Source organism: Butyrivibrio sp. WCE2006, assembly GCF_000701985.1.
Taxonomy (GTDB): domain Bacteria; phylum Bacillota; class Clostridia; order Lachnospirales; family Lachnospiraceae; genus Butyrivibrio.
In genome coordinates this window covers 434492-461296 of record NZ_JNKH01000001.1, presented here as the reverse complement: position 1 = coordinate 461296, position 26805 = coordinate 434492, and the positions used below count along the sequence as shown (strand labels likewise).

Genomic DNA, 26805 nt, shown 5'->3' with positions numbered 1-26805 from the left:
AATACACATGGAAACGTTGGAAAATACTATGAAGCCATGAATCATAAACTGAGTCTCCAGACAAAGGAGCAGTTGTATTTTAATAGTGGGATATGGACTTTGTAACGGCTTGAAAAGCCAAGGGAATCCTTTATCCGCATGATAACATAAGTGCATTGATAGATATGTATGTCAAGGATGCATGGATGCACCGTTGGCTTGTCCTTGACATACATATCTATCAATGTTAGCTTAAATGGAGCGGATAAAGAATTTCCGTATCTATAGATGCCAGCTGATGCTTAGGCATATCAAGGTTTCTTTAACCTATTAAATCCTACAGTAAATTTACGCGGTCCTTCACGGTACTATACATGACAAAGATGCCGATGTAGGGTATGATGTAGAGTATAAAAATGATTCTGATATTGAAAATGTTGAAGATTCGGTGTCAGATGAAGATGTAATAATGGAGGATGGCTAAATGTCAAATGAAATATACGAGAAGGTAAATAAATGTGTTAAAGCAATCAGAAAGGTAACGGACTTTAAGCCAAGAGTTGCTCTGACACTGGGCTCAGGCCTTGGTAATTACGCAGAACAGATCAAGGTTGAGTGTGAGATTTCATATTCTGATATACCCGGATTTCCTGTATCCACAGTTCCTGGACATGCAGGGAAATTCATTTTTGGATATGTTGGTGATGTTCCTGTTGTATGTATGAAAGGTCGTGTACATTTTTACGAAGGATATGATATCAGCGATGTTGTACTTCCTGCCAGAGTTATGAGACTTTTGGGAGCTGATATACTGTTCCTTACAAATGCTGCAGGTGGAATTAATTATAATTTTGATTGCGGTGATCTGATGCTTATAACTGATCAGATTTCAGTATTTGTAAGAAATCCTCTGATTGGTCAGAATATTGATGAATTTGGTTTAAGATTCCCTGATATGAGCTGTGTTTATGATAAGGAGCTTCGTGAGATTATCATAAAAACTGCACTTAAGAATAAGATTCCTCTTAAGCAGGGAGTATATGCTCAGCTTACCGGACCTTCATTTGAGTCTCCTGCAGAGATCCGTATGCTTAGAACTATGGGAGCTGATGCTGTTGGAATGAGTACAGTTGTAGAAGCTATCGCGGCAAGACATATGGGCATGAGAGTCTGCGGTATCTCTTGCATAAGTAATCTTGCTGCAGGAATGCTTAATGAGCCTCTTTCACATGAAGATGTTCAGAAGGCTGCAGATAAAACAGGTCCTCTTTTTGAGAAGCTTGTAACAGAATGTGTTAAAAAATTTTAATAACATCACATGAACACAATGTAGGCTAAGAGGATAGGAGAAGGAAAAGATGAGAATCAGATTTTACAATGCAAGAATACTATCAATGGTTGATGGGCAGGAAATTTTTGAAGGTGAGCTGTGGACCAATAACGATAAGATCATTTATTGTGATACCACAAGTCAGATTGACGCATATTATAAAGATAACCCAGAGACTATGCTGGTTTTTGACAGGGAAATTGACTGTAAGGGTAACCTTATAATGCCCGGTTTTAAGAATGCCCATACACATTCAGCAATGACACTTCTGCGCTCAAGAGCTGATGACCTTCCTCTTGCGGATTGGTTGAATAATCAGATATTTCCTGTTGAAGCGAAGCTTACAGCCGAGGATATTTACTATCTTACGAAGCTCGCTATACTTGAATATCTTGATGGTGGTATAACCTCGATGTTCGATATGTATTTAACTCCGGAATCCATTGCGGATGCCTGCAGGGATGCTGGGATGAGATGTGTTCAGGTTGGAGCTGTGAATAATTTCAGTCAGTCTGTAGAACTGGTTGAAGAGTGTTACAACAAATTAAACGGACGTGATGAGTATAATTCATATATTTTAGGTTTTCATGCTGAGTACACTACATCAAAGGAACTTCTTGAAAGAATTGCCGGACTTGCTCATAAGTATAAAGCTCCTGTATTTACTCACATATCAGAGACTGCTGATGAGGTTGAAGGTTGTAAAGAACGTTATGGCATGACTCCGGTTCAGTTTCTTGACAGTCTTGGTATGTTTGAATATGGTGGCGGTGGCTATCATTTGGTTCATACTACTAAAGAGGATATGGAAATACTTAAAAAACGAGGCATGTATGTTGTCACTAATCCGGGATCAAACACCAAACTTGCAAGTGGAATAGCACCAATAAGCGATTACATGAAGATGGGTATTCCAATTGCAATCGGTACTGACGGACCTGCAAGTAATAACTGCCTCAATATGTTCAGAGAGATGTTCCTTGTAACCGGACTTGCCAAGCTTCGTGATAATGATGCTTCAAGTGTCAATGCCTATGAAGTTCTCAAGATGGCAACCGTAAACGGTGCTCACGCAATGGGACTTAACAACTGTGATGTACTTGAAGCAGGCAAGACGGCAGACCTTATTGTTATTGATCTTAATCAGCCCAACATGCAGCCTTTAAACAATATTGCAAAAAATATCGTTTACAGTGGCAGCAATTCCAATGTAAAGCTGACTATGATAGGTGGTATCATCAGATACGAAGACGGTAATTATAATATTGGCGTTTCACCTGAAGAAATATATGCGAAGGCTGAACAGATAAAAGGCAGAATAAACAAGGAGATGCAATAATTATAAAGTATGACAGGAACTTATATTGTGGGGATTGTTGTAGCAATAATTATTGCTGCATTTCTTCTTGGATACAGAAATAATAAAATTGAAGAGAGACTATTTAGAGAGAAGTGCGCAGAGGAATTTGGCTCTGCGCCTTCAGTGCGTCTTAAGAAACAACGTGATGATTTAAGCGGATACTTGAAAGCTCACAATGATGGCTTTGTAATAGATGATATTACTTGGAATGACCTGGGAATGGATTTTGTCTATGACAGGATAAATTATTGTGAGACATCTTCAGGCGTAGAATATTTATATTACATGTTAAGAGCGCCCAGAACAAAGGGGCTTGATTCTTTTGATCAATTGGAAAAAGAGCTTTCCGGATTATCTGATGATCAGAATATGAGAATCAGAATAAAAGAGAGTCTGCACAGAATTGGTAAGACCGGGAAGTATTCGATTTATGATTATCTGCCTCTTATTGATGAGGTGAATCCCGGTTCAAATCTTATGCATATACTTGTCCTGTTAGTTATGGTTATAGGACTTGTGGTTATGTGCTTTAATTTTATGCCGGGATTTTTAATACTGATAATTTCTATGGCTTATAATCTGGTGAGTTATTTTAAAATTAAAGCCGGTCTTGATCCTTATCTTGTGACATTTTCATATGTTTTGCGACTTGTTCGGGGAGCCAAAGAGCTGTCTGATCATAAAGATAGCGTTTTTTCTTCAGAAATTTCCGAAATTATGGAGAGCATAGGAAGGCTAAAGGGATTTACAAGAGGATCCTTTATCCTTATGTCAGGAAGCAAAGTCATGGGAAGTGGTAATCCGCTTGATATTTTCATGGATTACGTAAGGATGCTCACTCACATAGATCTAATAAAATTTAATTTAATGCACAGGAAGCTTAAAAACGAGATTCAATATGTCCATAAGCTGACAGAGAATATAGGATATATAGATTCAGTTTTGTCCATATGTTACTACAGGGCGTCATTGGAAAATGGGTATTGTAAACCTGATTTTGAAAATAAAGGAACTTATGAGATAGAGGAAGGTCGTCATCCATTAATGAAGGAGCCTGTACCTAATTCGTTTAAAGCAGAAAAGGGCTTCCTTATTACAGGATCAAATGCTTCCGGCAAATCTACATTCCTGAAAATGTGCGCCATAAATACCATATTTGCACAGAGCATACACACCTGCCTTGCGAAAAGTTATAAAGCACCGGCGTTCAGAGTGTTTAGCTCAATGGCGTTAAAGGATGATCTAAAGCTGGGCGACAGCTACTATATGGTAGAAATAAAGTCACTTAAAAGAATACTGGATGCAGTAGATGACAATAGTGCACCTGTCCTTTGCTTTATTGATGAGGTCTTAAGAGGAACTAATACAATAGAAAGAATAGCAGCTTCATCTAAAATACTTGAGTTTTTTGCAAATGATGCTCGGAAAATCATGTGCTTTGCAGCTACTCATGATGGTGAGCTTTCGAATGTTCTGAAGAATTATTATGAGGTTTACCATTTTGAAGGTGAACTGAATGATAATGATGTCTGCTTTGATTTTAAACTAAAAAAAGGACCCGCAACTAAGAGGAATGCTATCAATCTTCTGAGAACCATTGGTTATAAAGAAAGAATAGTTGAGGATGCAGAGGAGATGGCAATCAGATTTGAAAAGAACGGTGTGTGGTCATTGTGAGAGGTGAATTGATGAAAGTAACGATATATTCTGACGGTTCAGCCAGAGGGAATCCGGATGGTCCCGGTGGCTACGGGACTGTAATACAGTTTGTTGATGCTAAAGGAGTTCTTCACGAAAAAGAGCTCAGTGCAGGATATGATAAGACTACCAACAACAGGATGGAGCTTATGGGTGCAATAGTAGGACTTGAAGCATTGAACAGACCATGTGAGGTGGAATTGTATTCTGATTCAAAATATGTCATCAGTGCTTTTAATGAGAACTGGATAAATGGATGGCTTAAGAAAAACTGGAAGAAATCAGATGGAAAGCCTGTGAAGAATGTTGAACTCTGGAAAAGATTATTGGAAGCGGCAGGTAGACACAGGGTTTCATGGAATTGGGTGAAAGGACACGATGGACACCCTGAAAATGAGAGATGCGATAGTCTTGCTACCTCAGCTGCAGACAGTTCGAAGGATTTATTACTCCATGATGATGGCGGCGATTTGCGATGAGCAATTTTTGAAATAAAAATAGCATTTAATGATATGTAAATTATTTTAGATATGTTATTATATTAGAGGTGTGAAAAAATGTAATTTATGCTTGAGCTATCATTGCTTAAGCGAAAGGAGTTTATTATGAAATTCTTCTTAGACACAGCTAATGTTGAAGACATTAAAAAAGCAAATGACATGGGCGTTATCTGCGGCGTTACAACAAACCCTTCTCTTATTGCAAAGGAAGGAAGAGATTTTAATCAGGTTGTCGCTGAGATCGCTTCTATCGTAGATGGACCTATCAGTGGTGAGGTTAAGGCTACAACAGTTGATGCTGAGGGAATGATCAGCGAAGGCCGTGAGATTGCTAAGATTCACAAGAACATGGTAGTTAAGATCCCTATGACAGTTGAAGGCCTTAAGGCTTGCCATACACTTGCATCAGAAGGTATCAAGGTTAACATGACACTTATCTTCACAGCTAACCAGGCTCTTCTTGCTGCAAGAGCAGGCGCTGCATTCGTAAGTCCTTTCCTTGGTAGACTTGATGATATCAGCACAAGAGGTACAGACCTTATCTCTGAAGTTGCTCAGATTTTTGACATTCACGGTATCGATACAGAGATCATTGCTGCATCTGTTCGTCATCCTATGCACGTTACAGATTGTGCACTTGCAGGTGCTCATATCGCGACGGTTCCTTACAGCGTAATTGCACAGATGGTTAATCATCCTCTTACAACAGCTGGTATTGAGAAGTTCCAGAAGGATTACAAGGCTGTATTTGGTGAATAATTTCAAAATTCTTTTACGGGAGTATCACGTTTGTGATACTCCTTTTTGTCTTTTAGGGAATTCCATTTATATTTTTAACCAATTTTTTATAGATGATTTATAGTTTTAGTTACGTTCATTTGCTAACATTAATTGTGTGAATTTTTTTTAAGGAAAGATGAAATAATTATGATAAATGCTGAGGACACTAAGGTTCTTACCAAGTTGTATCCAAAAGAAGAATTTATAGAATTGGTTAATTCAAAGGCAGAGAAAGGAGAGTTATCTCCTTCTTTTTGCTGTGTTTATTTTATCATAGAAAATTTCAGGCAATATTATATGTATTATGGTTTCGACGAAGGATACCAGGTAATCTGGTTTATCAGAACCAAAATTCAGAATGCTTTCCCGGTTGATATATCAGGCAAAATGGAGGATGCGGAATTCGCTGTAATTACGGATATTGATGATGTAGAAACTTTCATCAAAAGAATTCAGAAGGACTTTGATGAAGTCTATATCCACACCGGAATGTCACTTCATGCAGGTATATATCCTATAAGTGAAAACGATAAGGATGCACTTTCAATCATTGAAAAAGCAAATATAGCCTGCACTAACGGTGAAGAAAAAGAGGATGGAATTTCCGTCTTTGCCAGAGAAAATATAGACAATAGGATTCTCATGCAGCACTATGTTGTACATCATCTTGAGGATGCAATCAAAAACGGGGAGCTTTCTGTTTACTATCAGCCTATTTTCCATACCTATTCAGGTAAAGTATGTGGTCATGAAGCTCTTGCAAGGTGGAATAATCCTGAATATGGAGCGCTTATGCCCAGTGATTTTGTTCCTGTTCTCGAACATTCAAAGAAGATAAATAAACTGGATTGCTTTGTTGTGCAGCAGGTGTGCAAGGATCTTAGCAGTGTCAAAGGACTTACAGGTCTTGAACCTGTGCCTATTTCCATTAATCTTACAAGACTCGATTTTGAACTGACAGATATGCTCAGCTTCATAATTAAAGAAGTTGAGAAAAATAATATTTCCAGAAGCCTTATTCAGATAGAAATTAGTGAAGCAGAGATTACAACAGACAGAAAAGGCATCAAGAAGGAGCTCGAAAGATTCAGGGATGCAGGTTTTACAATTATATTTGATGACTTTGGAAGCGAGTATTCTTCTTTACATATTCTGAATGATATGCCTTTTGATGCTGTGAAAATTAACAGTAGTTTCCTTGAAGGGTATAACTACGATAAAAAGCCGAGAATAATGATGAAAAACATTATTAATATGGCTAAAGAACTTGGCATACATACTACCATGGGAAGTGTTGAGGATGAAGAAATACTTGAGTTCTTGAAGCAGGCAGGCTGTGAAAGAACCCAGGGACATCTTTACAGTGAGGCTGTTCCCATGTGGTATTATCCTGAGGGCGGTTATCCTTTCGAATATGAAAGCGAGGAAGAGAGACGATTTTATAATGAAATAGGAAAAGTGAATATTCTGTCACAAACCCCGATAGCAGAGAAGCAGCTCGACATCAATGAGGCAATATTCTTAAATCAGCTTCCGCTTGCAATACTTGAATTTGACGGTTCTTTATTTAAGGTTCTTATGTACAGTAAGGATTTTAATGATATATTTGAACCTCTTTTTGCAGGAGATATCAGGTTTATAAATGAACTTTTCAATTCAGGCAGGCACTCCTTTGCAAGAAATATGAGATCCCTTGCGGAGCAGTGTATTGATAACGATGCCATCCATACAATGGAATTTGTAACAAGTAAGGGCTATAACAGGCTCATGCTTAGAAAAATAACAGGTTCTTCTGATTTAAATAAAACTGCGATTCTTGCAACGGCTGAGGCTATGTCAGAAGATGATCCCGGGGCAAGAGCCGTTCAGATGAACTCTCACCTGAAGTTCCTGTACATGATCTATAACCGCGTGGATATAGTTAATATAAATGAAGACAGCTTTGAGACTGTATATGAAAATCACGCTAAATTCAATCAGAGTATGGTGAAGGGATCCTTTACCAGGGCTATTGAGAAATTTGCCAATGAAGCTATTTATAATGAGGACCGGGAAGGCTTTATGGCATTCTATGACCTTAGTAACCTTGAGGACAGAATCAATGAATATAACATTGATCACCTTACGGATTACTTTAGAACTATTGATACAAAAGGCAACTATAACTGGCTGATGTATCTGATAATCCCGATTGTTTCAGAAGGATCAACCATGTTTATCATGGGTTCACGAAGCATTGACTCAGAGAGAATGAGAAAGCTTCCTGATATAAGTCAGAGCGGATCTGAGTATTATGATATGCCAAGCGATCCAACATTCCTGCTTCTTGCCAGTGATGCCTTTACCGATACACTTGGATACGGTTCTTTTGAACAGTTCCTTAGAAATACATTTTATCTTGAGGCTAATCTTACACAGGATAAAACTGTTTATATGCATTTGGGACAAAGCGGTCTTATTTCTGATTTCGGAGAAACCGGCTACATTGAGCTGCCGTTTAATGAAGTGACAAAGGGAATGGTTTTCTCACAGGTAACGGATGAAGATCAGGAAAAAATGTATGAATTCTACAATAGAGAAAGACTCTTAAGGGAGTACTACAACGGCAGAATATCCGGAAGAATGGTTTATTTAGAGAGAACCGGAACAAATGAACAGCCAAGATACCAGAATGCCTGCTATCACATGAGAAAAGACAGACAGGATGATATGGTCCATATCTATATTTTGAAATATGATATCGATCAGTTTAAGAGAACAAATGAGACTATAAGAAATCTTGCTGAAAGAGATACTCTTACAGGACTCTTTAACCGAATGACTATCGGTAAGGTATATGAAGAACTAAAGGCAGATGAAAATACCCATTCACTTGCCATGGTTTTATTAGATCTCGATCACTTCAAGCAGATAAATGATAATTACGGTCATGATTGCGGAGACATGGTTATTAAAGATGCTGCGCTAAGAATGCAAAATAATCTTGGTGATGACTGTTATCCTTCTAGAATCGGCGGCGACGAGTTCCTTGTTATCATGCGCAACCAGTCTTATTCGCAGATGGATGAACTTTTGAAAAAGTTTTCAGAGGACAAAAAATCTATAGAATACAACGGCGAACAGGTAAAATATTCCATGTCTATAGGATATTCTGTATACCCGGATGACGGAAAAGCGTATAATGAATTATATAAAAACGCCGATAAGGCTTTGTATTACGTAAAAGAAAATGGCAAAAACAATTATGCAAAGTACAAAGGGTGATTTAGACTAATAAGCGGAGGTGGAAGATGGCTGGTAAGTATAATATCTGTCTGGATATCGGAGGAACGAAGATTCTTGGTGCTATTTTTAATGAAAAGAAGGAAATAGTTTACAGGCTTAAGAAAAAGACCAAAGAAGCCGGTGATGACGCAGACAATGTTGAGAAAATGATCATAAGCGTTGTTGAGGATATGATTAATGAATCCGACATTAAAAAGAAAGATATTAAGGCGATTGCTGCAGGAGCGCCGGGGGTTATTGACCAGGGTGCGGGAATAATACTTACGTCACCTAATCTTCCCTGGACCAATTATGATATCAAATCATCTATTGAGAAGAAATTCGATATTCCATTTTATATAGGAAATGATGTAAATGTAGGCGTACTTGGTGAATGGAAATACGGAGTTGCCAAGGGCTATAATAATGTAGTAGGGTTCTTTGTCGGAACCGGAATGGGTGGCGGTCTTATCCTTGACGGAAAAATGTTTACAGGTAATAAATATAAGGCTGCGGAATACGGACACATGATTCTTGATCCTGAAGGCCCGCTCTGCGGATGCGGTCAGAGAGGATGCCTTGAAGCATTTTCAAGTAAAAAAGGAATGAGCGCTTATATAATGCAGCAGACTTCCAGAGGAAGAAAAAATATGCTCGCAGAGACCATAGAAAACGGTGTTTTCAAGAGCAAGAACCTCAAAAAGGCTTTAGCTGCGAAGGATACCGTAACAATAGAAGCTGTTGACAGGGCATGTCACTATCTTGCAATAGCTACCGGTAATATGATAAATACCATAAGTCCTGATATAGTTGTTTACGGTGGTGGTGTAATGGAAGCTGTGGGAGACATCTTTATGGAGAAGATACTTGCTGAGGTAGACCGCTATTGTATGCCATCCATAAGAAGCACTGTTGAACTTAAAAAAGCAGCACTGGGAGATGATTCAAATATTTACGGTGCACTTGCCATGATTGAAGATTTATAAGATAATAAAACCTGTTGTGGGCTTTTCCTGCAACAGGTTTTTTATCTATGAAGTCATTCAGCTTTAAGTGGGAAATAATAGGGGAGAATAAAGTCTAATGAAAAAAGTAATTGATAAGGGGAAGATTTTTGCGATTGTTTTTATAACAGTTCTGCTCGCATCACTTTTTCTGATAATTTCCATGCTCAAAACATCAAATGATCTTAGAAAATTCAAAGTGAATCTTTTTGTTCTGTGTAACGAATCAAATATATGTGTCGTAAACGGAAAAGAAGGTAAATTCAAGATGAGTCAGGATAATCTTGCGGCATTAAATTCACTGATGGCATCAACCAGAGGGCAGTTTACCTTAAGTAATCCTGAACCTGTTGACAGCATAAGCTTTGACTTTAAACATGATGAAGATGACTGGAATCTTGAAATATCCGATGTTGGAAACAATATGCTCAGAGTCGTTCTTGAAGGTCCTGAGAAATATAGAGTATATATTAAGAATAATAAAAAATATGATGAGTTTCTTAAGGCTGCTTCAGCCGAAGGTTATCATAGTCCTAATAAAAAAATAGGAAACTGATCGAATATAAATTACCAGTAATGGAGGAGTAATAGAATGAAAGTAAATATTAAAAAATTGTCTGACACTGCAACCAATCCCACAAGAGGAAGTGCAGCAGCAGCAGGCTATGATCTTTATGCAGATGTCAGGGAAAACACAGATATTAAGCCGCATACCACAGCTAAGATAGGTACGGGGCTTGCAATGGAAATACCTGATGGTTACTTTGGCGGAATCTATGCCAGAAGCGGAATTGCAACAAAGGAAGGCCTCAGACCTGCAAACTGCGTAGGTGTTGTTGATTCTGATTACAGAGGTGAGATCATAGTTGCGGTTCATAATGATTCTGATGAAGTCAGAACAATTACACCTGGTGAGAGAGTTGCTCAGATTATTATTCAGCCCTATCTATCAGTTGAATTTGAAGAGGCTGATGAGCTTGCGGAATCAGAGAGAGGTGCCGGTGGATTTGGCTCTACAGGGAAGAAATGATTTTTACATAGTTAAAACTTTTGTAATTTTGAATGTGATATAATTAGAGGTGATTGCATAGTTCTTTTGTGCAAACCTTTAGAATTTATTTTTAAAGCATACATATGCGGAGGGAAACTATGAACAATAAGCTATATAAACTTATGAACTGGCCTGAGATTGAAGAGATTATTTATTCAGATGGTGATGATCCTCACAGAATCTTAGGAGCTCACAAGGTAGGTTCAAATCTTCTTATTCAGACCTTTTACCCCATGGCAGTAGAAATTGAAGTAGTTCCGGCTACGGGTACAAAAACATATAAGATGGAGCTTGCTGATGAAGCAGGTTTCTATGCTGCGCTTGTTCCCTATAAGGAAAAATTCAAATATAAATACAGGATCAAACTTGAGAACGGGGATATCAGGGAAATAACAGATCCATATAATTTTGCACCGAGAATGGACCGCGAGGATTTTATCAAATTCAACAGCGGAATTCACTATAACATCTATGAAAAGCTTGGAGCTCATGTTATCGAGATCGACGGTGTAAAGGGCTGTTCTTTTGCCGTATGGGCACCGGATGCTGCAAGAGTCAGTGTAATAGGTGACTTTAACGAATGGGATGGAAGAGTCAATCAGATGCAGCGTGTTGATCATGCCGGAATATTCGAGATTTTCATTCCGGATGCCAAAGACGGTGATGGCTATCAGTATGAGATAAAGACCAAGGGCGGTGTGATATTCAAAAGACCTGACCCTTATGGATATGCTTATAAAGACAGGGATAATGTGATTTCACAGGTCGTTGAAATAAAGGACATCGACTGGAATGATGCTACATTTATAAAAAACAGAACCAAATTTGACAGGGATACTGATCCGCTGTCAATTTGTGAGCTTTCTCTTGATACCTTTGCTGCAAAGCATCAGAATCATATTCCCGATTATGAGGAGCTTGCAGGAGAGATTCTTGAATATGTCAAGGACCATGGTTTTAATACCATCGAATTAAAGCCTATTATGGAACATATTCCGGGACATCCTTTCCATATCAACGGATTTTTCTCTGTTCAGAAGAGATATGGATCACCTGATGGCTTTAAGAAGTTTGTAAATATCATGCATGGAGCTGGAATAAGGGTAATAATGGATTTCGTTACAACATTTTTCCCCAAGCTTCAATGTGGCCTTAATGCGTTTGACGGACAGGCTCTTTATGAATATCCGGATCCGAGAATGGGTGTGCATCCCAGAACCGGTGATCTGATATTTGATTTTGGAAGAAAACAGGTGACTAACTTTCTGCTTTCATGTGCACTTTACTGGGTTGAAAATTATCATCTCGACGGTCTAAGAGTTGCTGATATTGCCAAGATTCTTTACCTTGATTATGACAGAAAGCCCGGTCAGTGGATTCCTAATATATATGGCGGCAATGAGAATCTTGAAGCCAAGGACTTTTTGTGTAACTTCAACTCAGTGCTGAAGACTAAGCACCCCGGCATACTTACACTTACAAAGGAGACTTCCTGCTGGCCGAGAGTAACAGGTGAGCTGGACGACGGTGGTCTTGGATTTGATTATAAGTGGAATAATGGATGGACTAAGGATTTCCTTGATTATATCCAAAATGATCCTCTTTTCAGATCAGGCAATCATAATGAGCTGACATTCTCACTTGTTTATTGCTATACAGAGAGATTTGTGCTGGCATTTACTCATGAAGAGATTGGGAAAGGACTTGAAGGTCTCTATGATCTTATGCCCGGCGACTCCGCTCAGAAGATGGCAGGGGTTCGTCTTGCAATATCATACCTTATGACTCATCCGGGAAAGAAAATGCTTTACATGGATCCCAATGAGTTAAGCATTGATAATGCAGTATTTTTAGAGAACCTGATACATTCTCTTAATGAGATTTATTATTCAAGACCGGCTCTTCATCAGATTGATGTTAATGACAGCGGCTTTGAGTGGATCAATAGCATGGCAGCTGAGGAATGCATGATGTCCTTTATAAGAAAAGGACAGTCTGATGCAGATATGCTGATTGTTGTAGTTAATATGGCAGGTGTAGACAGAACATTTGAAGTTGGCGTGCCTGCTGACGGTAAGTATTACGAGATCTTCAACTCCGATGATACCTGCTATGGCGGAAGCGGAATTGTGAATCCCGGCAGAATCGAAGCAAACTTCAGCGAGGCTGATGGAAGACCATATTCAATTCCTGTTAAGCTTGCATCATCTTCACTTGCAATATTCTCTTATACTGCTTATACAACTCAGGAAAAGAAGATCAGAAAAATCCGTGAGGAAGAAGCAAACAATAAGATGCAGGAACGTGAGAGAACCTTAAGGGAACTCAAGAATCGTCAGGAGAAGGAAGAGGCAGAGCTTTTGAAGGAGCTTCATGAGCGTTATGAGAGAGAGCTTGCAGCTCAGGAAGAAGCTATTGAAAAGAAGTACGAGCAGATAGAAGAAGAACGAATTTCAAGTATTGTTTCAGAAGCAGCATTTAAGGCAGTTTCCGGCACTAAGAAAACGCAGACAAAGAAGACTTCAGCAAAGAAGACAACTGCCAAGACAGAAACAAAGACAGCTGCAAAGAAGACAAGAAAGACTTCAACAAAGAAAACTTCTTCATCAAAAGCAGAAAATACGGACAAGAAAGAAGATAACGAATAATGCTTAGAATGTTACCCCTGACTGCTACTACTACAGCTGAAACTGCCATCGAGACTATAGCTGAGGTAACAGGTAATGATAATTTAAAACCGGGAGTTATAGAAAAATATTTAAAAGAACTCCCGGATAAGGCCTTTGCACTGCTGGTTCAGGCAGTACTTGCCATAATAATCCTTGTGATTATGTGGCAAGTAATTAAGGTCATTGCAAATATTGTTGAAAAATCTCTTTTAAAAACCAAGATTGAAGATGCAACTGCAAAATTCCTTGCTAAGGTCGTAAGAGTATCACTCGAGATACTTTTGGTATTTTCACTGGCTGCAGCTTTTGGAATGGATACAGCCAGCATAGTTGCACTGCTTGGTTCTGCAGGTGTTGCGATAGGTCTTGCTATACAGGGCACTCTTTCAGATTTTGCAGGAGGAATACTGATACTTCTATCAAGACCCTTCAGGGTTGGAGATTATATAATTGTCGGAAGTACCGGAGTAGAAGGAACTGTAACAGAAATATCACTTATCAATACGAGAATGCTGACAGCTGATTTCAGAAGAGTTGTTATACCAAACGGCTCACTTGCTTCTGCAACAATTACAAACAACAACGGAAATACAATGAGAATTCTGGATACAATGGTTGGCATTTCCTATGGCGCTGATATTGATAAAGCAAGAGCTGTAGCGGAGAAGGTAATGGATGCCAACGAGTACATTTCAGATAAATATGAAAAGTCTGTATATGTTGATGCACTTGCAGACAGCAGTGTTAATCTCAGAATAAGAGGTTGGGTAAAGCCTGAGAACTATCTGAAGGCAAAATGGTCAATGAATGAAGCAGTAAAGAAAGCCTTTGATAAAGAAGGCGTTGAGATTCCCTTTCCTCAGATTGATGTACATATGAGATAAATTTATTTTTTCTTTAAAAAGCTTGTCAAAGAATGATATCATCTATATAATGATATTTGTGCTTTTAAGTTTTAGATTCCCGTTCATACAGACAGGAATCTAAAATTTTGCTGGAATAGCGCAGTTGGTAGCGCAACTGATTCGTAATCAGTAGGTCGAGGGTTCAAGTCCCTTTTCCAGCTTTTATGAAAATTAACTAAACTCGTGGCAAAATCCACGAGTTTTTTTATATTCAGAATGCTTGTATTCACTTTAACACTATGATAAGTTAAAGTATAATTGTTTTATTAAATGTTAGTTCAAAAATCAGAATATTTCAAAAGGAGTAATATATGGCGCAGCTGTGGGGAGGAAGATTTCAGGGCGAGATTAGTGAACTTGCCTGGAAGTTTAATGCATCCATTTATTTTGACAAAAGACTTATAAATGCAGATGCTGTTGGTAGTAAAGCTCATGTTAGTATGCTTGCAAAACAGGGGATAATTACAGATGAAGAATGTGAGCAGATAAAGAACGGGCTTGATGAAATTCTTAAAGATGTAAATGAGGGAAAGCTTCAGATTACAGATAAGTATGAGGATGTTCATAGTTTTCTTGAAGCTAATCTGATAGAGAGAATCGGTGATGCAGGTAAGAAAATGCATACAGGCAGATCCCGTAATGATCAGGTAGCCCTGGATATGCGACTTTTTGTTCGTGAAGAGGTTAAGAATACAGCTGAAGCTTTATATGGCATGCTGACTACTCTTGATTCTATTATGAATGATAATCTCTACACTTACATGCCTGGTTTTACTCATCTTCAGAAGGCTCAGCCGGTTACACTTGCGCATCATCTTGGAGCATATTTTGAGATGTTTTACAGAGATGCCACAAGGCTTAAGGACATTTATTCCAGGATGAACTATTGTCCTTTGGGAGCAGGTGCCCTTGCAGGAACAACTTATCCGCTGGACAGAGAATATACAGCACAACTTCTTAAGTTTAACGGACCTACTAATAACAGTATGGATTCCGTATCCGACAGGGATTATCTCATTGAATTTTTATCAGCTTTATCAATTATAATGATGCATTTATCACGTTTTTCGGAAGAAGTTATTATTTGGAATTCAAATGAATACAATTTTGTGACCATAGATGATGCATATTCTACCGGAAGCAGTATAATGCCACAGAAGAAAAATCCTGACATTGCAGAGCTTGTAAGAGGTAAAACGGGAAGAGTATACGGAGCGCTTAATTCACTTCTTGTAACCATGAAAGGAATTCCCCTGGCTTATGACAAAGACATGCAGGAGGATAAAGAAGTAAGCTTTGATGCTATTGACACCACAAAAAACTGTATTATTCTTTTTACAGACATGTTAAAAACAATGAAGTTCAATAAGGATCAGATGGAGAAAAGTGCTATACGAGGATTTACTGATGCAACCGATGCCGCTGATTATCTCGTAAATAAGGGTGTACCTTTCAGAGATGCACATGGTATTATTGGAAGAATTGTTTTACATTGTATAGATAGATCAATAGGAATTTCAGATCTTTCGATTGAAGAACTAAAAAAATTCGCTCCTGAGTTCGATAATGATGTATATGAAGCCATAAGTCTTAAGACATGTGTTGAGAAGAGACTTACAGTAGGAGCTCCGGGACCTGAAGCTATGTCCGGATCAATTAAAATAAATCAGAAACTTCTGGATGAATTTTGGACGCATTCTGAAGTTTTCGAAATATTGGATGTTCTATGATTTCCTGAATATCATAAGTTCTGTTTAGGAAATAAATTATTATATATTTTAAGAGGAGAGTGAAAAAATGAGCGAGAAATTGAGAGTGGCGATTTTAGGTGCAACCGGTATGGTAGGTCAGAGATTTATTACTATTCTTGATAACCATCCCTGGTTTGAGGTTGCTGTTGTTGCAGCAAGTCCCAGAAGTGCCGGACAGACCTATGAGGAATCTGTAGGTGACAGATGGAAGATGGAAGTTCCCATGCCTGAGGGCGTTAAAAAGCTTGTCATCAAGGACGTAACAAATGTAGAAGAAGTTACAAAGGACGTTGATTTTGTACTTTCAGCAGTAAATATGTCAAAGGATGAGATCAAGGCTATTGAAGAAGAGTATGCAAAGACCGAGACTCCTGTTGTTTCCAACAACAGTGCTCACAGATGGACTCCTGATGTTCCCATGATCATTCCGGAGGTTAACCCCCAGCATGCTGATGTTATAGAATTCCAGAAGAAGAGACTTGGTACTACTAAAGGATTTATTGCTGTTAAGCCTAACTGTTCTATTCAGAGTTATGCTCCTGCACTTTCTGCATGGAGAGAATTTGAGCCCTATGAGGTTGTAGCAACAACATATCAGGCTATTTCCGGTGCAGGTAAGAACTTTAAAGAGTGGCCTGAAATGGAAGGCAATATTATTCCTTTTATTTCAGGAGAAGAAGAGAAAAGCGAAAAAGAGCCTTTAAGAATCTGGGGAACAATAGAAAATGGCGTGATTGTACCTGCTAAAAGTCCAATAATTACATGTCAATGTATAAGAGTTCCAGTTTTGTATGGACATACGGCCGCAGCTTTTGTAAAATTTAAGAAGAAAGCTACAAAAGATGAACTTATTAATTGTCTCGTGAATTTTAGTGGTAAGCCACAGGAGCTGAATCTTCCCAGTGCACCAAAGCAGTTTATTCAGTATTTGGAAGAAGATAATCGTCCTCAGGTTTCACTTGATGTTAACTACGAAGGTGGAATGGGCGTAAGCATTGGAAGACTTCGTGAAGACACAGTTTATGACTGGAAGTTCGTCGGACTTTCTCATAACACTCTTAGAGGAGCTGCAGGCGGTGCGGTTGAGTGTGCTGAACTCCTCAAAGCACTAGGATATATTACCAAAAAATAATAAGACATAATTTTTAATCTGGGGTGAGGAAAAATACATGGAAAAAACTAAGTTACAGGAATTGGAAGAATTAAACAGCTATTACGAGACCGGTAATAATCAGATTGTCATTGTTTATGGCCATATACGCACGGGGAGCACATCGGTCATATCCACTTTTATTAAAGACAAGGATTATATGTATTATTGTGCGGTTGCTGCTTCTGAGAGACTACAGAGATATCTGATTGGAGAAAGGCTCAGAACAAGAGGATTGGAGCTTCCGGAGTATCCAACCTATCGTGAGATCTTTGAAGGTATAGCTAAGATTTCTGTTGAACATGGAGATTCCATGTGTGTCTTAGTGGAGAATTTCGAGGATATAATAAAGGCATCTCCTTCATTCTTAGAGGAGATAAGTCCTATTATATTCGATGATTCCCACCCACAGATTATCCTTATTCTTATGGGATCAAATGCGGCATGGATTGAGAATAATATGGTTGGAAAGATTGGCGCTCAGGCAACATATATTTCCGGATTTTTAAAGATAAAGCCCTATTCATTCCAGGAAATGAGAAAAAAATTTGAAAATATGAGTGATAAGGATGTAATCTCTGCTTATTCTATTTTTGGTGGTAATGCAAGATTATGGTCTTACTTTGATCCTAATAAGACTTTCAGGCAAAATGTTATCGAGAAGTTCCTTGATGCTGAGAACAGTGTGCTTCTTCGCGAGACTTTCAAGGTTCTCGAAGAAAATTTGCGTGAAACTGCAGTTTATAATACAATCCTATATGGACTTGCAAATGGTAAGAATAAATTAAATGATATACATCATGCCACAGGCTTCTCAAGGGCTAAGATAATGGTTTACTTAAAGAGCCTTATTGAGCTTGGAATGGTAGAAAAAGTTTATTCCTTTGCTACGACAGGGCATGAGAATGTACAGAAGGGTGTTTACAGAATATGTGATCCACTTGCACACTTCTTTTACAGATTTTTCTATGCTAATGTTACTCAGATAATAAGAATGAATGCTGAGGAGTATTACGATTCTTATATAGAGAGTGACCTTGGTGCTTTTGTAAAGGATGCTTATAAGCTTGTTTGCAGAGAGTATATTGATAAGCTCTCAGAATATGACAGACTTCCTTTCAAGATTGATGAGGAAGGCGAGTGGGTTGGTAAAATTGATTCACTTGATGTCGTTGCGCAGAGCGAATCCGGTGATACTCTTGTTGGAGTATGTAACTGGGAATCCAAGATGGATGTAAATACAATTGATTCGGTCAGAAGCTGCTGCAAGAGAGCAAGACTTAATCCGGATTATTATTACCTGTTTTCTGCAGAAGGTTTTGATGAAGGTCTCATCAAGCTCGCAGAGAAAGAAGAGTCCATAAAACTAGTTGGATTGGAAGAAATGATGGATGCCTAAAAGCGTTTTTATTGCTGAAAAGCCTAGCGTTGCCAAGGCTTTCGGCGCTGCATTAAAATATAAGTTTTCTAATAAAGACGGATATATGGAATCCGAAGAGGCCATCGTTACCTGGTGTTATGGGCACTTGGTGACGATGAGTTATCCTGAGGTGTATGATGAGAAAATGGCCAAATGGTCATTGGACACAATTCCATTTATTCCGTCTAAATTTAAGTACGAAATTATTCCACAGAATGCCAAGCAGTTTAATATTGTCAAGGGACTACTGACCAGGCAGGACGTGGATACCATATATATATGTACCGACTCGGGACGCGAGGGTGAGTATATTTACAGACTGGTTGATCAGGAAGCAAATGTCTCAGGTAAGCTGAAGAAAAGAGTATGGATAGATTCTCAGACAGAGGAAGAGATTCTGAGAGGTATTCGTGAAGCAAAAGATGACAGCGAATATGATAACATTGGTGCTGCCGCATATCTAAGGGCTAAAGAAGACTATCTGATGGGTATTAACTTCTCAAGAGCTTTAACGCTTAGATATGGTTATTCTATTAAAACATTTCTTGGAATAGACAGATGTGTGGTTGCAGTTGGTCGTGTGATGACCTGCGTTCTTGGAATAGTCGTTGACAGGGAAAGAGAAATCCGAAACTTTGTAAAGACACCGTTTTACCGTGTTATGGGCGATTTTTCTCTCGGTGAAAAAACTATTTCTGCGGAGTGGAGAGTTACTGATAAAAGCAGATATAAAGGATCATTTGAGCTTTATAGTGAAAAGGGTTTTAAAGAAGAAAAGTCTGCAAAGTCACTTATAGAATCCTTTGGACAGCTTCCTGTTAAAGGAAACATAGCTCTTCTTGAGAAGAAAAAGGAAACTAAAAATCCGCCACTTTTATATAATCTGGCAGAACTTCAGAATGATTGCTCTAAGTTCTTTAAAATCGATCCTAACCAGACACTGGCTATCGCTCAGGAATTGTATGAAAAGAAGCTTACTACATATCCCAGAACCGATGCCAGAGTGCTGAGTAGTGCCATAGCAAAAGAGATTGATAAGAATATCAAAGGTCTGATGTCGTATGAGCCTGCAGGTATTTATGCCAAAGCAATAATGCAGCATGAATCCTATAAAAATATTGCAAAGACCAGATATGTTAATGATAAAGCAATAACAGATCACTATGCGATCATTCCTACAGGACAGGGACTTTCCGCGTTGAGCTCTCTAAGTGCTACATCTGCCAAGGTGTATGAGATAATAGTAAGACGATTTCTTGCAGTTTTTTATCCTCCTGCACAATACTCAAAAATAAAATTGGAGATTACGGTTCCTACTGTTAATCCAGAATTTACCGAAGGCTTCTTTGCAGGCTTTAAGCTGCTAAGCTCCAAGGGTTATCTTCATGTTATGGATTATTCCTTTTTTAAGAAAAAGGATGAGAAGGATGCTGAGGAAAACAAAAATGATAATGATCTGGATGATGCTGCCGCAGATGAAGGTTTATTTGAAGTCCTGTCAAAGCTTAAAAAAGGTGATGAGATAGAACTTACAAATGCTGCGATTAAGGAGGGAGAAACAACGCCTCCCAAAAGGTATAATTCCGGAACATTGATTCTTACAATGGAAAATGCCGGACAGTTTATTGAGGATGAGGAGCTTCGTTCTCAGATTAAGGGTTCAGGAATCGGAACCAGTGCTACAAGAGCCGGTATTCTTGATAAGCTTGTTAAAAACGGCTACCTTGACCTTAATAAAAAGACTCAGATAATTACTCCTACTCAAATGGGTGAAATGATATATGATACGGTATTTGTTTCTATGAAGCCTATGCTAAATCCTTCACTCACAGCCAGCTGGGAAAAGGGACTTACTCAGGTTGAGCAGGGCGAGATTTCTGAAGATGAATATATGAAAAAACTCTCTGACTTTATTGCAAGACGAACCAATTACGTCAAAGAGAATGATATGAGATCTCATATGCAAAGATTTTTCATGCAATCATCGCAGTACTATAAAAAGGCGCCTGCCAAGACCAGGAAGCCAAGGTCCAAAAAGGCGAAGTAAGATAATACAGTTGCAGTATTTGATTTATGAGTGTGTATATTTGATACGATAGTGAGTTGTCTCACTCATAAGTAATCAGAATAATAGCCTTATTGAATTTACGTAGTTTAGAAAGGGGACATTATGGAAAGCTATAAGATTGAGAATATGTATGACTTGAATGAAACAATTGCGGCAGACATCTTCAAGGGAGTTACCTATCCCTGGGAAGTCCTTCCGAAAATCAAGGATTTTATAGTAGAACTGGGGAATACATTATCTCCTGAGAAATTTGAAAAAAGAGGAGAGAATATCTGGGTAGCTAAAAGCGCTAAGTTTCTTTCAGACAATGTTTATATTGCAGGTCCATGCATAATTGATGAGGAGGCTGAAATTAGACCGGGTGCCTTTATCAGAGGGAATGTAATTGTTGGAAAAGGAGCTGTTGTAGGTAATTCTACTGAACTTAAGAATGTTATTCTTTTCAATAAAGTTCAGGTTCCTCATTATAATTATGTCGGCGATTCTATACTTGGATATAAAGCTCATATGGGAGCTGGATCAATTACTTCAAATGTAAAATCAGATAAAAAGCTTGTAGTTATAAAGAATGGCCAGGATGATCAGATAGAGACCGGACTTAAAAAGGTAGGCGCCATGCTTGGAGATAACGTTGAAGTGGGCTGTGGCAGCATTCTTAATCCCGGAACAGTGGTAGGAAGAAAAAGTAATATTTATCCTCTGTCATCAGTAAGAGGATGCGTTCCTGCGAGACATATTTATAAAGATAGTGAAAATATAGTTGAGAAAATAGACGATTAATGCCCACTTTAATTGACTTGCCCTGTATATAGGTATTATAATCTAAAAAGTTTATAAATTTTTTATACGAGGAGGGAATATTATGGCAGCTATCAAGACTAAGATTGAGCTTCAGTATGGTGACAAGTCAATTTCTCAAGAAGACCTTGTAGAAAGAGCTAAGGCAGCATATGAAGCTGATTATGGAGTTAAGGGTGCTAAGAATCTTGAGCTTTACGTTAAGCCTGAAGAGAACAAGGCTTACTATGTTGTAAACAACAAGATGACCGGAAGCATCGATCTTTAATGTTTTTTGTACTTTTAAGACCTTAGGATTATAATCCTGAGGTCTTTTTTTCAAGAAGCTTCTGTTAAGGGAAATGCTTATTGTTCTTATTTTTTGTCATATGCGCTGACGGTTCTTGGTGTTGATACCAACCTGCAGTTCGTTTTCCTGGGGCTTATTATCATCTTGGCAGTAATGATTGATGGTTTTAAACATAAGCAGCGATGATATAATATAAAGACTTGTATTTTCAATTTCGATTGATTTGGGGGAGTAAAATAAAAAAATATTTTAGGGATGGAAAATGAAAAAAGAATTATCACTCGAACAGAACTATAATAAACTGCAAAACTGTGAATTGTTCCTACTTGATATGGATGGAACTCTCTATCTTGGGGATAATGTTTTTCCCTGTGCATTAGAATTTATTAACTTTCTTGAAGAAAATGGAAAACGATATATCTATCTGACAAATAATTCTTCAAGAGCTGGTACTGATTACGTAGACAGGTTAAGGGGACTTGGTTTCCCGTGCGATACGGAGCATGTATATACTTCCGGAATGGCAACTGCTGAGTATCTTAATCAATATTATAAGGACAGATATATTTATGTTGTCGGGACCAGAACTTTTTATAATGAGATAAAATCAGCCGGTCTGAAAGCATTTAATACTTCAGACTATGACGGAACTGATTTTGAAGAGCTCCGTGAAAAGCTTGATGATGAAAATAATATACCGGTAGTTTGTGTAGGTTTTGATACTGAACTTGTGTATCGTGACTTAGATCTTGCTGTTCATTTTTTAAGAAGAGATGCTGCATTTATCGCTGCTAATCCGGATTGGGTATGCCCTATGCCAAAGGGTGAGGTTTTGCCTGACTGTGGAAGCATATGCGCTCTACTTACTGCTTCTTCAGGAAAAGAACCTGTGTACATTGGTAAACCTAATAGAAACATGGTTGATATTATTTCGAGAATGACAGGAGTAGCTAATGAAAAGATATGCTGTGTCGGTGACAGATTATATACTGACATTGCTGTAGCGCAGAATTCCGGAGCTGTTTCTGTATGTGTTCTTACCGGTGAAGCTGATGAACAAATGATTTCGGAAATGGAAACTAAACCGGATTATACTCTTGACGATATAGGGGGCCTCACAAGTATAATGAAACTGGTACGTTAAATACTTGTGAAGGGGAAATTACATGATTAAATATGTGAGGGGATTATTAAAAAAATTGATGCCAGCTATTTTTGCTGTATCAATTTTTTTACTTATACCGGTGTTTATGCAGGAGTTCCGGTAAAAGCTGCCACAAACAGTACGCTTGATATCCGTTATCCGACAGATGATATGCCGGATGTTCCTTTTCCTGAGCTTATTAAAGCAGAACTCCCTGAAGCAGATGCTGAACCTCCTTACGGCTTGTTTGCTGTTACTCCTGAGCTTTCAACAGGACCTCATTATAGATATCTGAGCGATATGGAACAGAGTATGTATAGGGCAATACTTCAGGCCAGTACGCATGTTTATGACTTTGAAGCTGTGCCGGGCTTTTCATTGCCTTACTTTCATTTGTTTGCTGAGGATATGGATTCACCATCTATGCCCTTTAACAATAGTCAGTTTCAGGTTGTAACAAGAGCCGTGCGATTTGATCATCCGGAGCTTGTTCAGCTTACTTTATGCAGTGTAAATGTTTTTTATCTGGAAAATAAAAATGAAAAAAGCGGAAGAACCGGATACGATTTTTATATAGCGTTAAAGTCTATGGTTAAGGGATATAACCAGGCCAGATTCAATATGATGGAAAAAGAATTCGAGCAGGCATGTGACGTATTTTTGTCAGATCCCGAGATACAAAATGCTAAAAGCGATGTGCTGAAGGAACTCGCTGTACATGATAAGCTTATAGATGAAATCGAGTATGATTATTCAAGTGAAGTAGACAATACCACTTACCATTTGTCTCATACAGCATATGGGAGCCTTATAAACAAGACATCTGTTTGTGACGGATACGCCGGCGCTCTGTCATATCTTTTGAAAAAACTAAATATCGATACAATGATAATAGCCGGTTACACGAAATCAGGTAATCAGGGAAATCATGCCTGGAATATCGTTTGCATCGATGGAGAATGGTATGAGGTTGATCCGACCTGGAATGATCCGACTATAAAAGCAAATTATTCTGAAACACTTCTGTTTGAAATACACCATTTATACTACAACCTGACCACTGACGAATTCAGAAATTATAAAAAGCAATACGTGGTTGATAATAAAACGATAAAAGCCGATACAATGAGGATAAGAAGGGTTACCTTTGCGGATATGCCCAAGGCAACGGGGACGCAGTATTCCTTTGCAAATGTAAAGAAAATCCTGAAAGAAAGCATGCAGCCGGAGGTTATTCCTGTGACTGGTATTGAGCTTTCGGATACATCTATAAGTGCAAAATACGGTCAGTCAGGCAAAATCGGTTATAAAATCATACCTTCTGATGCAAATGATAAAAATGTATCCTGGTTCAGCTCTGATAATCAGATAGTATCGATAGAAGACCTTGGTGAGGAAGGCTGCAGCTATAAAGTTGTGGGATTTGGAAAGGCAAAAATCACTGCATCTATGGAAGGCGGTATATATGCGGAATGCATCATAGATAATCCTGTTAGAGAATGTAATGTCAGCTTTGATCTAAATGGCGGAACAGGAGAGGTGGGAGCAATAACAAGAAATACCGGTGATAAGTACGGTGTTTTGCCAAATGATGTAGTCAGAGAAGGATATGAATTTGCAGGATGGTTTACTGATCAGACTGAAGGACAGGAGATAACAGAAGACACTTATATTTTTTATGATGATGATGTAATCCTCTATGCACACTGGAACGAAAAAACTAAAGCGCCTGAAGATGATTCGGAGCCAATTGAAAAACCGGATCCGCCAGAGAACCCTGATCCTTCAGAAGAAGACCCTGAACCAGTGGTTAATCCGGATCCGCCAGAAAAGCCTGATCCAACGGAAGAAGCCCCTGAACCTGCGGTGAATCAGGATACACCAGAAAAGCCTGATCCAACAGAAGAAAATCCTGAACACACAGAGAACCCTAAGCCCTCAGAAAATCCGGGTAATACAGAAACCACTGTGCCTTCAGAGAATCCGAAACCACCCGGGGAGCCGATACCAACAAAGAATCCTGAACAACCCGGAAATCCTGAGATACCAGAAAAAAATCCGATGCCATCAGAGAATGAGTCAGGAAATATTAATGATGAGTCAGAGGAAGTAGATATACCGGAAAATAACGAAGATACCGGAATAAATGATATAGGTGGAGGGCCTTACTCTAATACTGAGAATTCTGACATTACAGAAAATGATGAACACAGAATTTCGGATAATTCAGTAGTCACCGAGAATGGACAGACTATAAATGCTGATAAACAAGATACAGATGGTGACGCGTCTAATAGCCGGGAAAGTGTAACAACAGAGTCTGTTGTAGCAGATAAAGTGATTTCATCTGATCAGATAATGGAAGCTGTTGAGGAGCTTCCAAAGGACAGACTTGTTTTCGAGAAAAATGAGAGTATGTTTATCTCTTCAGAGAACAATGCTATCGTTTTCCAGTGTACTAACAAGAAAGTTAAGAATCTGATTATTGGTGATGAACTTTTATTTGGAAAAAGCAATTTCAGGATAACAGAGATAGGCAGTAAAGCTTACAAAAACTGCAAAAAGCTTAAGTCTGTAAAACTAGGAAGAAACATATCAAAGATTGGAAAGGCATCTTTTTCCGGATGTAAAAATCTGTCTAAGATAACAGTTTATGCAGACAATCTAAGAACAGTAGCTAAAAACAGTTTTAAAGGCATAAAAGCTAATGCAAAATTCACCATCATATGTAAAGATAAAAAAACTTTTAACAAAGCAAGAAAAATGTTTAAAAAAGCGGGAGCTTCTAAAGCAGAGTTTAAATTTAAAAAGCTTAACAGGTCTTGCTTTAAGTAGATTTTTTATATGAGATTATATTATTTGGCAGGGGATTTTCTCATTGTGAAAATTCCTTGCCGGAAGTATAATAAAACTGTTTAATAAATTAAGATTTTTGGGACGGTATTGATTATGGACATTGGAGGATTGTTAAAAGAGCTGTTATTAGAGGATAAGGTGCTTATACACTTTGACTTTATGAACGGCTTTTTTGATATTAATAAGTCGGTTGTAGTAACCTGGGGGGTTATAGCTGTTCTGGCAGTAGTCATATTGTTTTTGACCAGCAATATGAAGGTTCATGATATAGGAACAAGGCAGCTTATAGCGGAGACGATTGTTGACGGACTTCGAGGCATCACCGGAGGAATGCTTGGTGAAGAGGGCTATATGTACAGAGACTTTATGGCAGTAGTCCTTGTATTTATAGGAGCATCGAATCTGGTTGGACTGTTCGGTCTTACTCCTGCGACTATGGATTTAAATGTCACGGCAGGACTCGCAATTACCAGTATTGTACTGGTAGAAGCAGCCGGTATAATACAGAAGGGCTTTGGCAAGTGGCTTAAAGGCTTTTCACAGCCCATGGCTATAGTAACACCTATGAATATATTGGAGCTTGCCATCAGACCGTTATCTCTTTGTATGCGACTTTTTGGTAATGTTATAGGCGCTACAGTAATTATGGAGCTTCTTAAAATGGTAGTTCCGGTTGTTGTACCCGCTGCATTCAGCTTATATTTTGATATTTTTGACGGCCTTATTCAGGCATATGTATTTGTGTTTCTTACATCCCTCTATATAAAAGAGGCGATTGAATAAATTGAA

Annotated in this window: 20 protein-coding genes and 1 tRNA gene; all 21 read left to right on the top strand. The window is 38.4% G+C overall.

The features are described from left to right. The first annotated feature begins 463 nt into the window (after window positions 1–463). The 21 genes from T501_RS01965 to T501_RS01865 all read left to right on the top strand — a co-directional run bounded on the left by T501_RS01965 (window position 464) and on the right by T501_RS01865 (window position 26799). Complete coding sequence (locus T501_RS01965; protein ID WP_026510376.1) at window positions 464–1288, top strand: purine-nucleoside phosphorylase; 825 nt, start codon at window positions 464–466, stop codon at window positions 1286–1288. Window positions 1289–1337: 49 nt separating this feature from the next. Continuing rightward, the gene (locus tag T501_RS01960) at window positions 1338–2648 is read left to right on the top strand and encodes an amidohydrolase family protein (RefSeq protein WP_044912883.1); all 1311 of its coding nucleotides are present in this window, start codon (window positions 1338–1340) and stop codon (window positions 2646–2648) included. 9 nt (window positions 2649–2657) lie between these two features. Continuing rightward, entirely contained in the window at window positions 2658–4346 is a 1689-nt protein-coding gene (locus T501_RS01955; RefSeq protein WP_044912881.1) for a MutS-related protein, read from the top strand. An 11-nt stretch (window positions 4347–4357) separates the two neighbouring features. After that, complete coding sequence (gene rnhA / locus T501_RS01950; RefSeq protein WP_044912879.1) at window positions 4358–4846, top strand: ribonuclease HI; 489 nt, start codon at window positions 4358–4360, stop codon at window positions 4844–4846. A 126-nt stretch (window positions 4847–4972) separates the two neighbouring features. Further along, window positions 4973–5626 (top strand): fructose-6-phosphate aldolase, encoded by a 654-nt coding sequence (fsa, locus tag T501_RS01945; protein ID WP_044912969.1) that lies wholly within the window; start codon window positions 4973–4975, stop codon window positions 5624–5626. A 168-nt stretch (window positions 5627–5794) separates the two neighbouring features. After that, on the top strand, window positions 5795–8911 hold the full coding sequence (locus tag T501_RS01940; RefSeq protein WP_044912878.1) for a sensor domain-containing diguanylate cyclase: 3117 nt from the start codon (window positions 5795–5797) through the stop codon (window positions 8909–8911). Window positions 8912–8937: 26 nt separating this feature from the next. Continuing rightward, on the top strand, window positions 8938–9897 hold the full coding sequence (locus T501_RS01935; RefSeq protein ID WP_026510382.1) for an ROK family protein: 960 nt from the start codon (window positions 8938–8940) through the stop codon (window positions 9895–9897). 97 nt (window positions 9898–9994) lie between these two features. Then, window positions 9995–10471, top strand: coding sequence for a hypothetical protein (locus tag T501_RS01930; RefSeq protein ID WP_044912876.1), 477 nt, complete (start codon window positions 9995–9997; stop codon window positions 10469–10471). Between the two features lie 36 nt (window positions 10472–10507). Further along, the gene (gene dut / locus T501_RS01925) at window positions 10508–10945 is read left to right on the top strand and encodes a dUTP diphosphatase (protein ID WP_026510384.1); all 438 of its coding nucleotides are present in this window, start codon (window positions 10508–10510) and stop codon (window positions 10943–10945) included. A 119-nt stretch (window positions 10946–11064) separates the two neighbouring features. Then, on the top strand, window positions 11065–13614 hold the full coding sequence (gene glgB, locus T501_RS01920) for a 1,4-alpha-glucan branching protein GlgB (RefSeq protein ID WP_050008062.1): 2550 nt from the start codon (window positions 11065–11067) through the stop codon (window positions 13612–13614). Continuing rightward, window positions 13614–14519, top strand: a complete 906-nt coding sequence (locus T501_RS01915; RefSeq protein WP_044912874.1) for a mechanosensitive ion channel family protein — start codon at window positions 13614–13616, stop codon at window positions 14517–14519. Before glgB ends, T501_RS01915 begins: the two co-directional genes overlap by 1 nt. A 109-nt stretch (window positions 14520–14628) precedes the next feature. Further along, window positions 14629–14701, top strand: a tRNA-Thr gene (locus T501_RS01910). A gap of 150 nt (window positions 14702–14851) precedes the next feature. Continuing rightward, complete coding sequence (gene argH / locus T501_RS01905) at window positions 14852–16270, top strand: argininosuccinate lyase (RefSeq protein WP_044912872.1); 1419 nt, start codon at window positions 14852–14854, stop codon at window positions 16268–16270. A gap of 67 nt (window positions 16271–16337) precedes the next feature. Beyond that, window positions 16338–17423, top strand: coding sequence for an aspartate-semialdehyde dehydrogenase (gene asd / locus T501_RS01900; protein ID WP_026510386.1), 1086 nt, complete (start codon window positions 16338–16340; stop codon window positions 17421–17423). A gap of 37 nt (window positions 17424–17460) precedes the next feature. Beyond that, a complete protein-coding gene (locus T501_RS01895; protein WP_044912870.1) occupies window positions 17461–18840 on the top strand; it encodes an ATP-binding protein in 1380 nt (459 codons plus the stop codon). Further along, entirely contained in the window at window positions 18833–20908 is a 2076-nt protein-coding gene (locus T501_RS01890; protein WP_044912868.1) for a DNA topoisomerase, read from the top strand. Before T501_RS01895 ends, T501_RS01890 begins: the two co-directional genes overlap by 8 nt. Window positions 20909–21031: 123 nt before the next feature. After that, entirely contained in the window at window positions 21032–21709 is a 678-nt protein-coding gene (locus T501_RS01885; protein WP_044912866.1) for an LbetaH domain-containing protein, read from the top strand. 82 nt (window positions 21710–21791) lie between these two features. After that, window positions 21792–21995 carry a DUF6465 family protein gene (locus T501_RS01880; RefSeq protein WP_049945756.1) on the top strand — a complete coding sequence of 68 codons (204 nt, stop codon included), beginning with the start codon at window positions 21792–21794 and terminating at the stop codon, window positions 21993–21995. Between the two features lie 283 nt (window positions 21996–22278). Beyond that, complete coding sequence (locus tag T501_RS01875; RefSeq protein ID WP_044912865.1) at window positions 22279–23160, top strand: HAD-IIA family hydrolase; 882 nt, start codon at window positions 22279–22281, stop codon at window positions 23158–23160. 171 nt (window positions 23161–23331) lie between these two features. Then, a complete protein-coding gene (locus tag T501_RS01870) occupies window positions 23332–25995 on the top strand; it encodes an InlB B-repeat-containing protein (protein WP_044912863.1) in 2664 nt (887 codons plus the stop codon). Between the two features lie 114 nt (window positions 25996–26109). Beyond that, window positions 26110–26799: a F0F1 ATP synthase subunit A gene (locus tag T501_RS01865; RefSeq protein ID WP_026510392.1), complete on the top strand. Its 690-nt coding sequence runs from the start codon at window positions 26110–26112 to the stop codon at window positions 26797–26799. The last annotated feature ends 6 nt before the right edge of the window (window positions 26800–26805 follow it).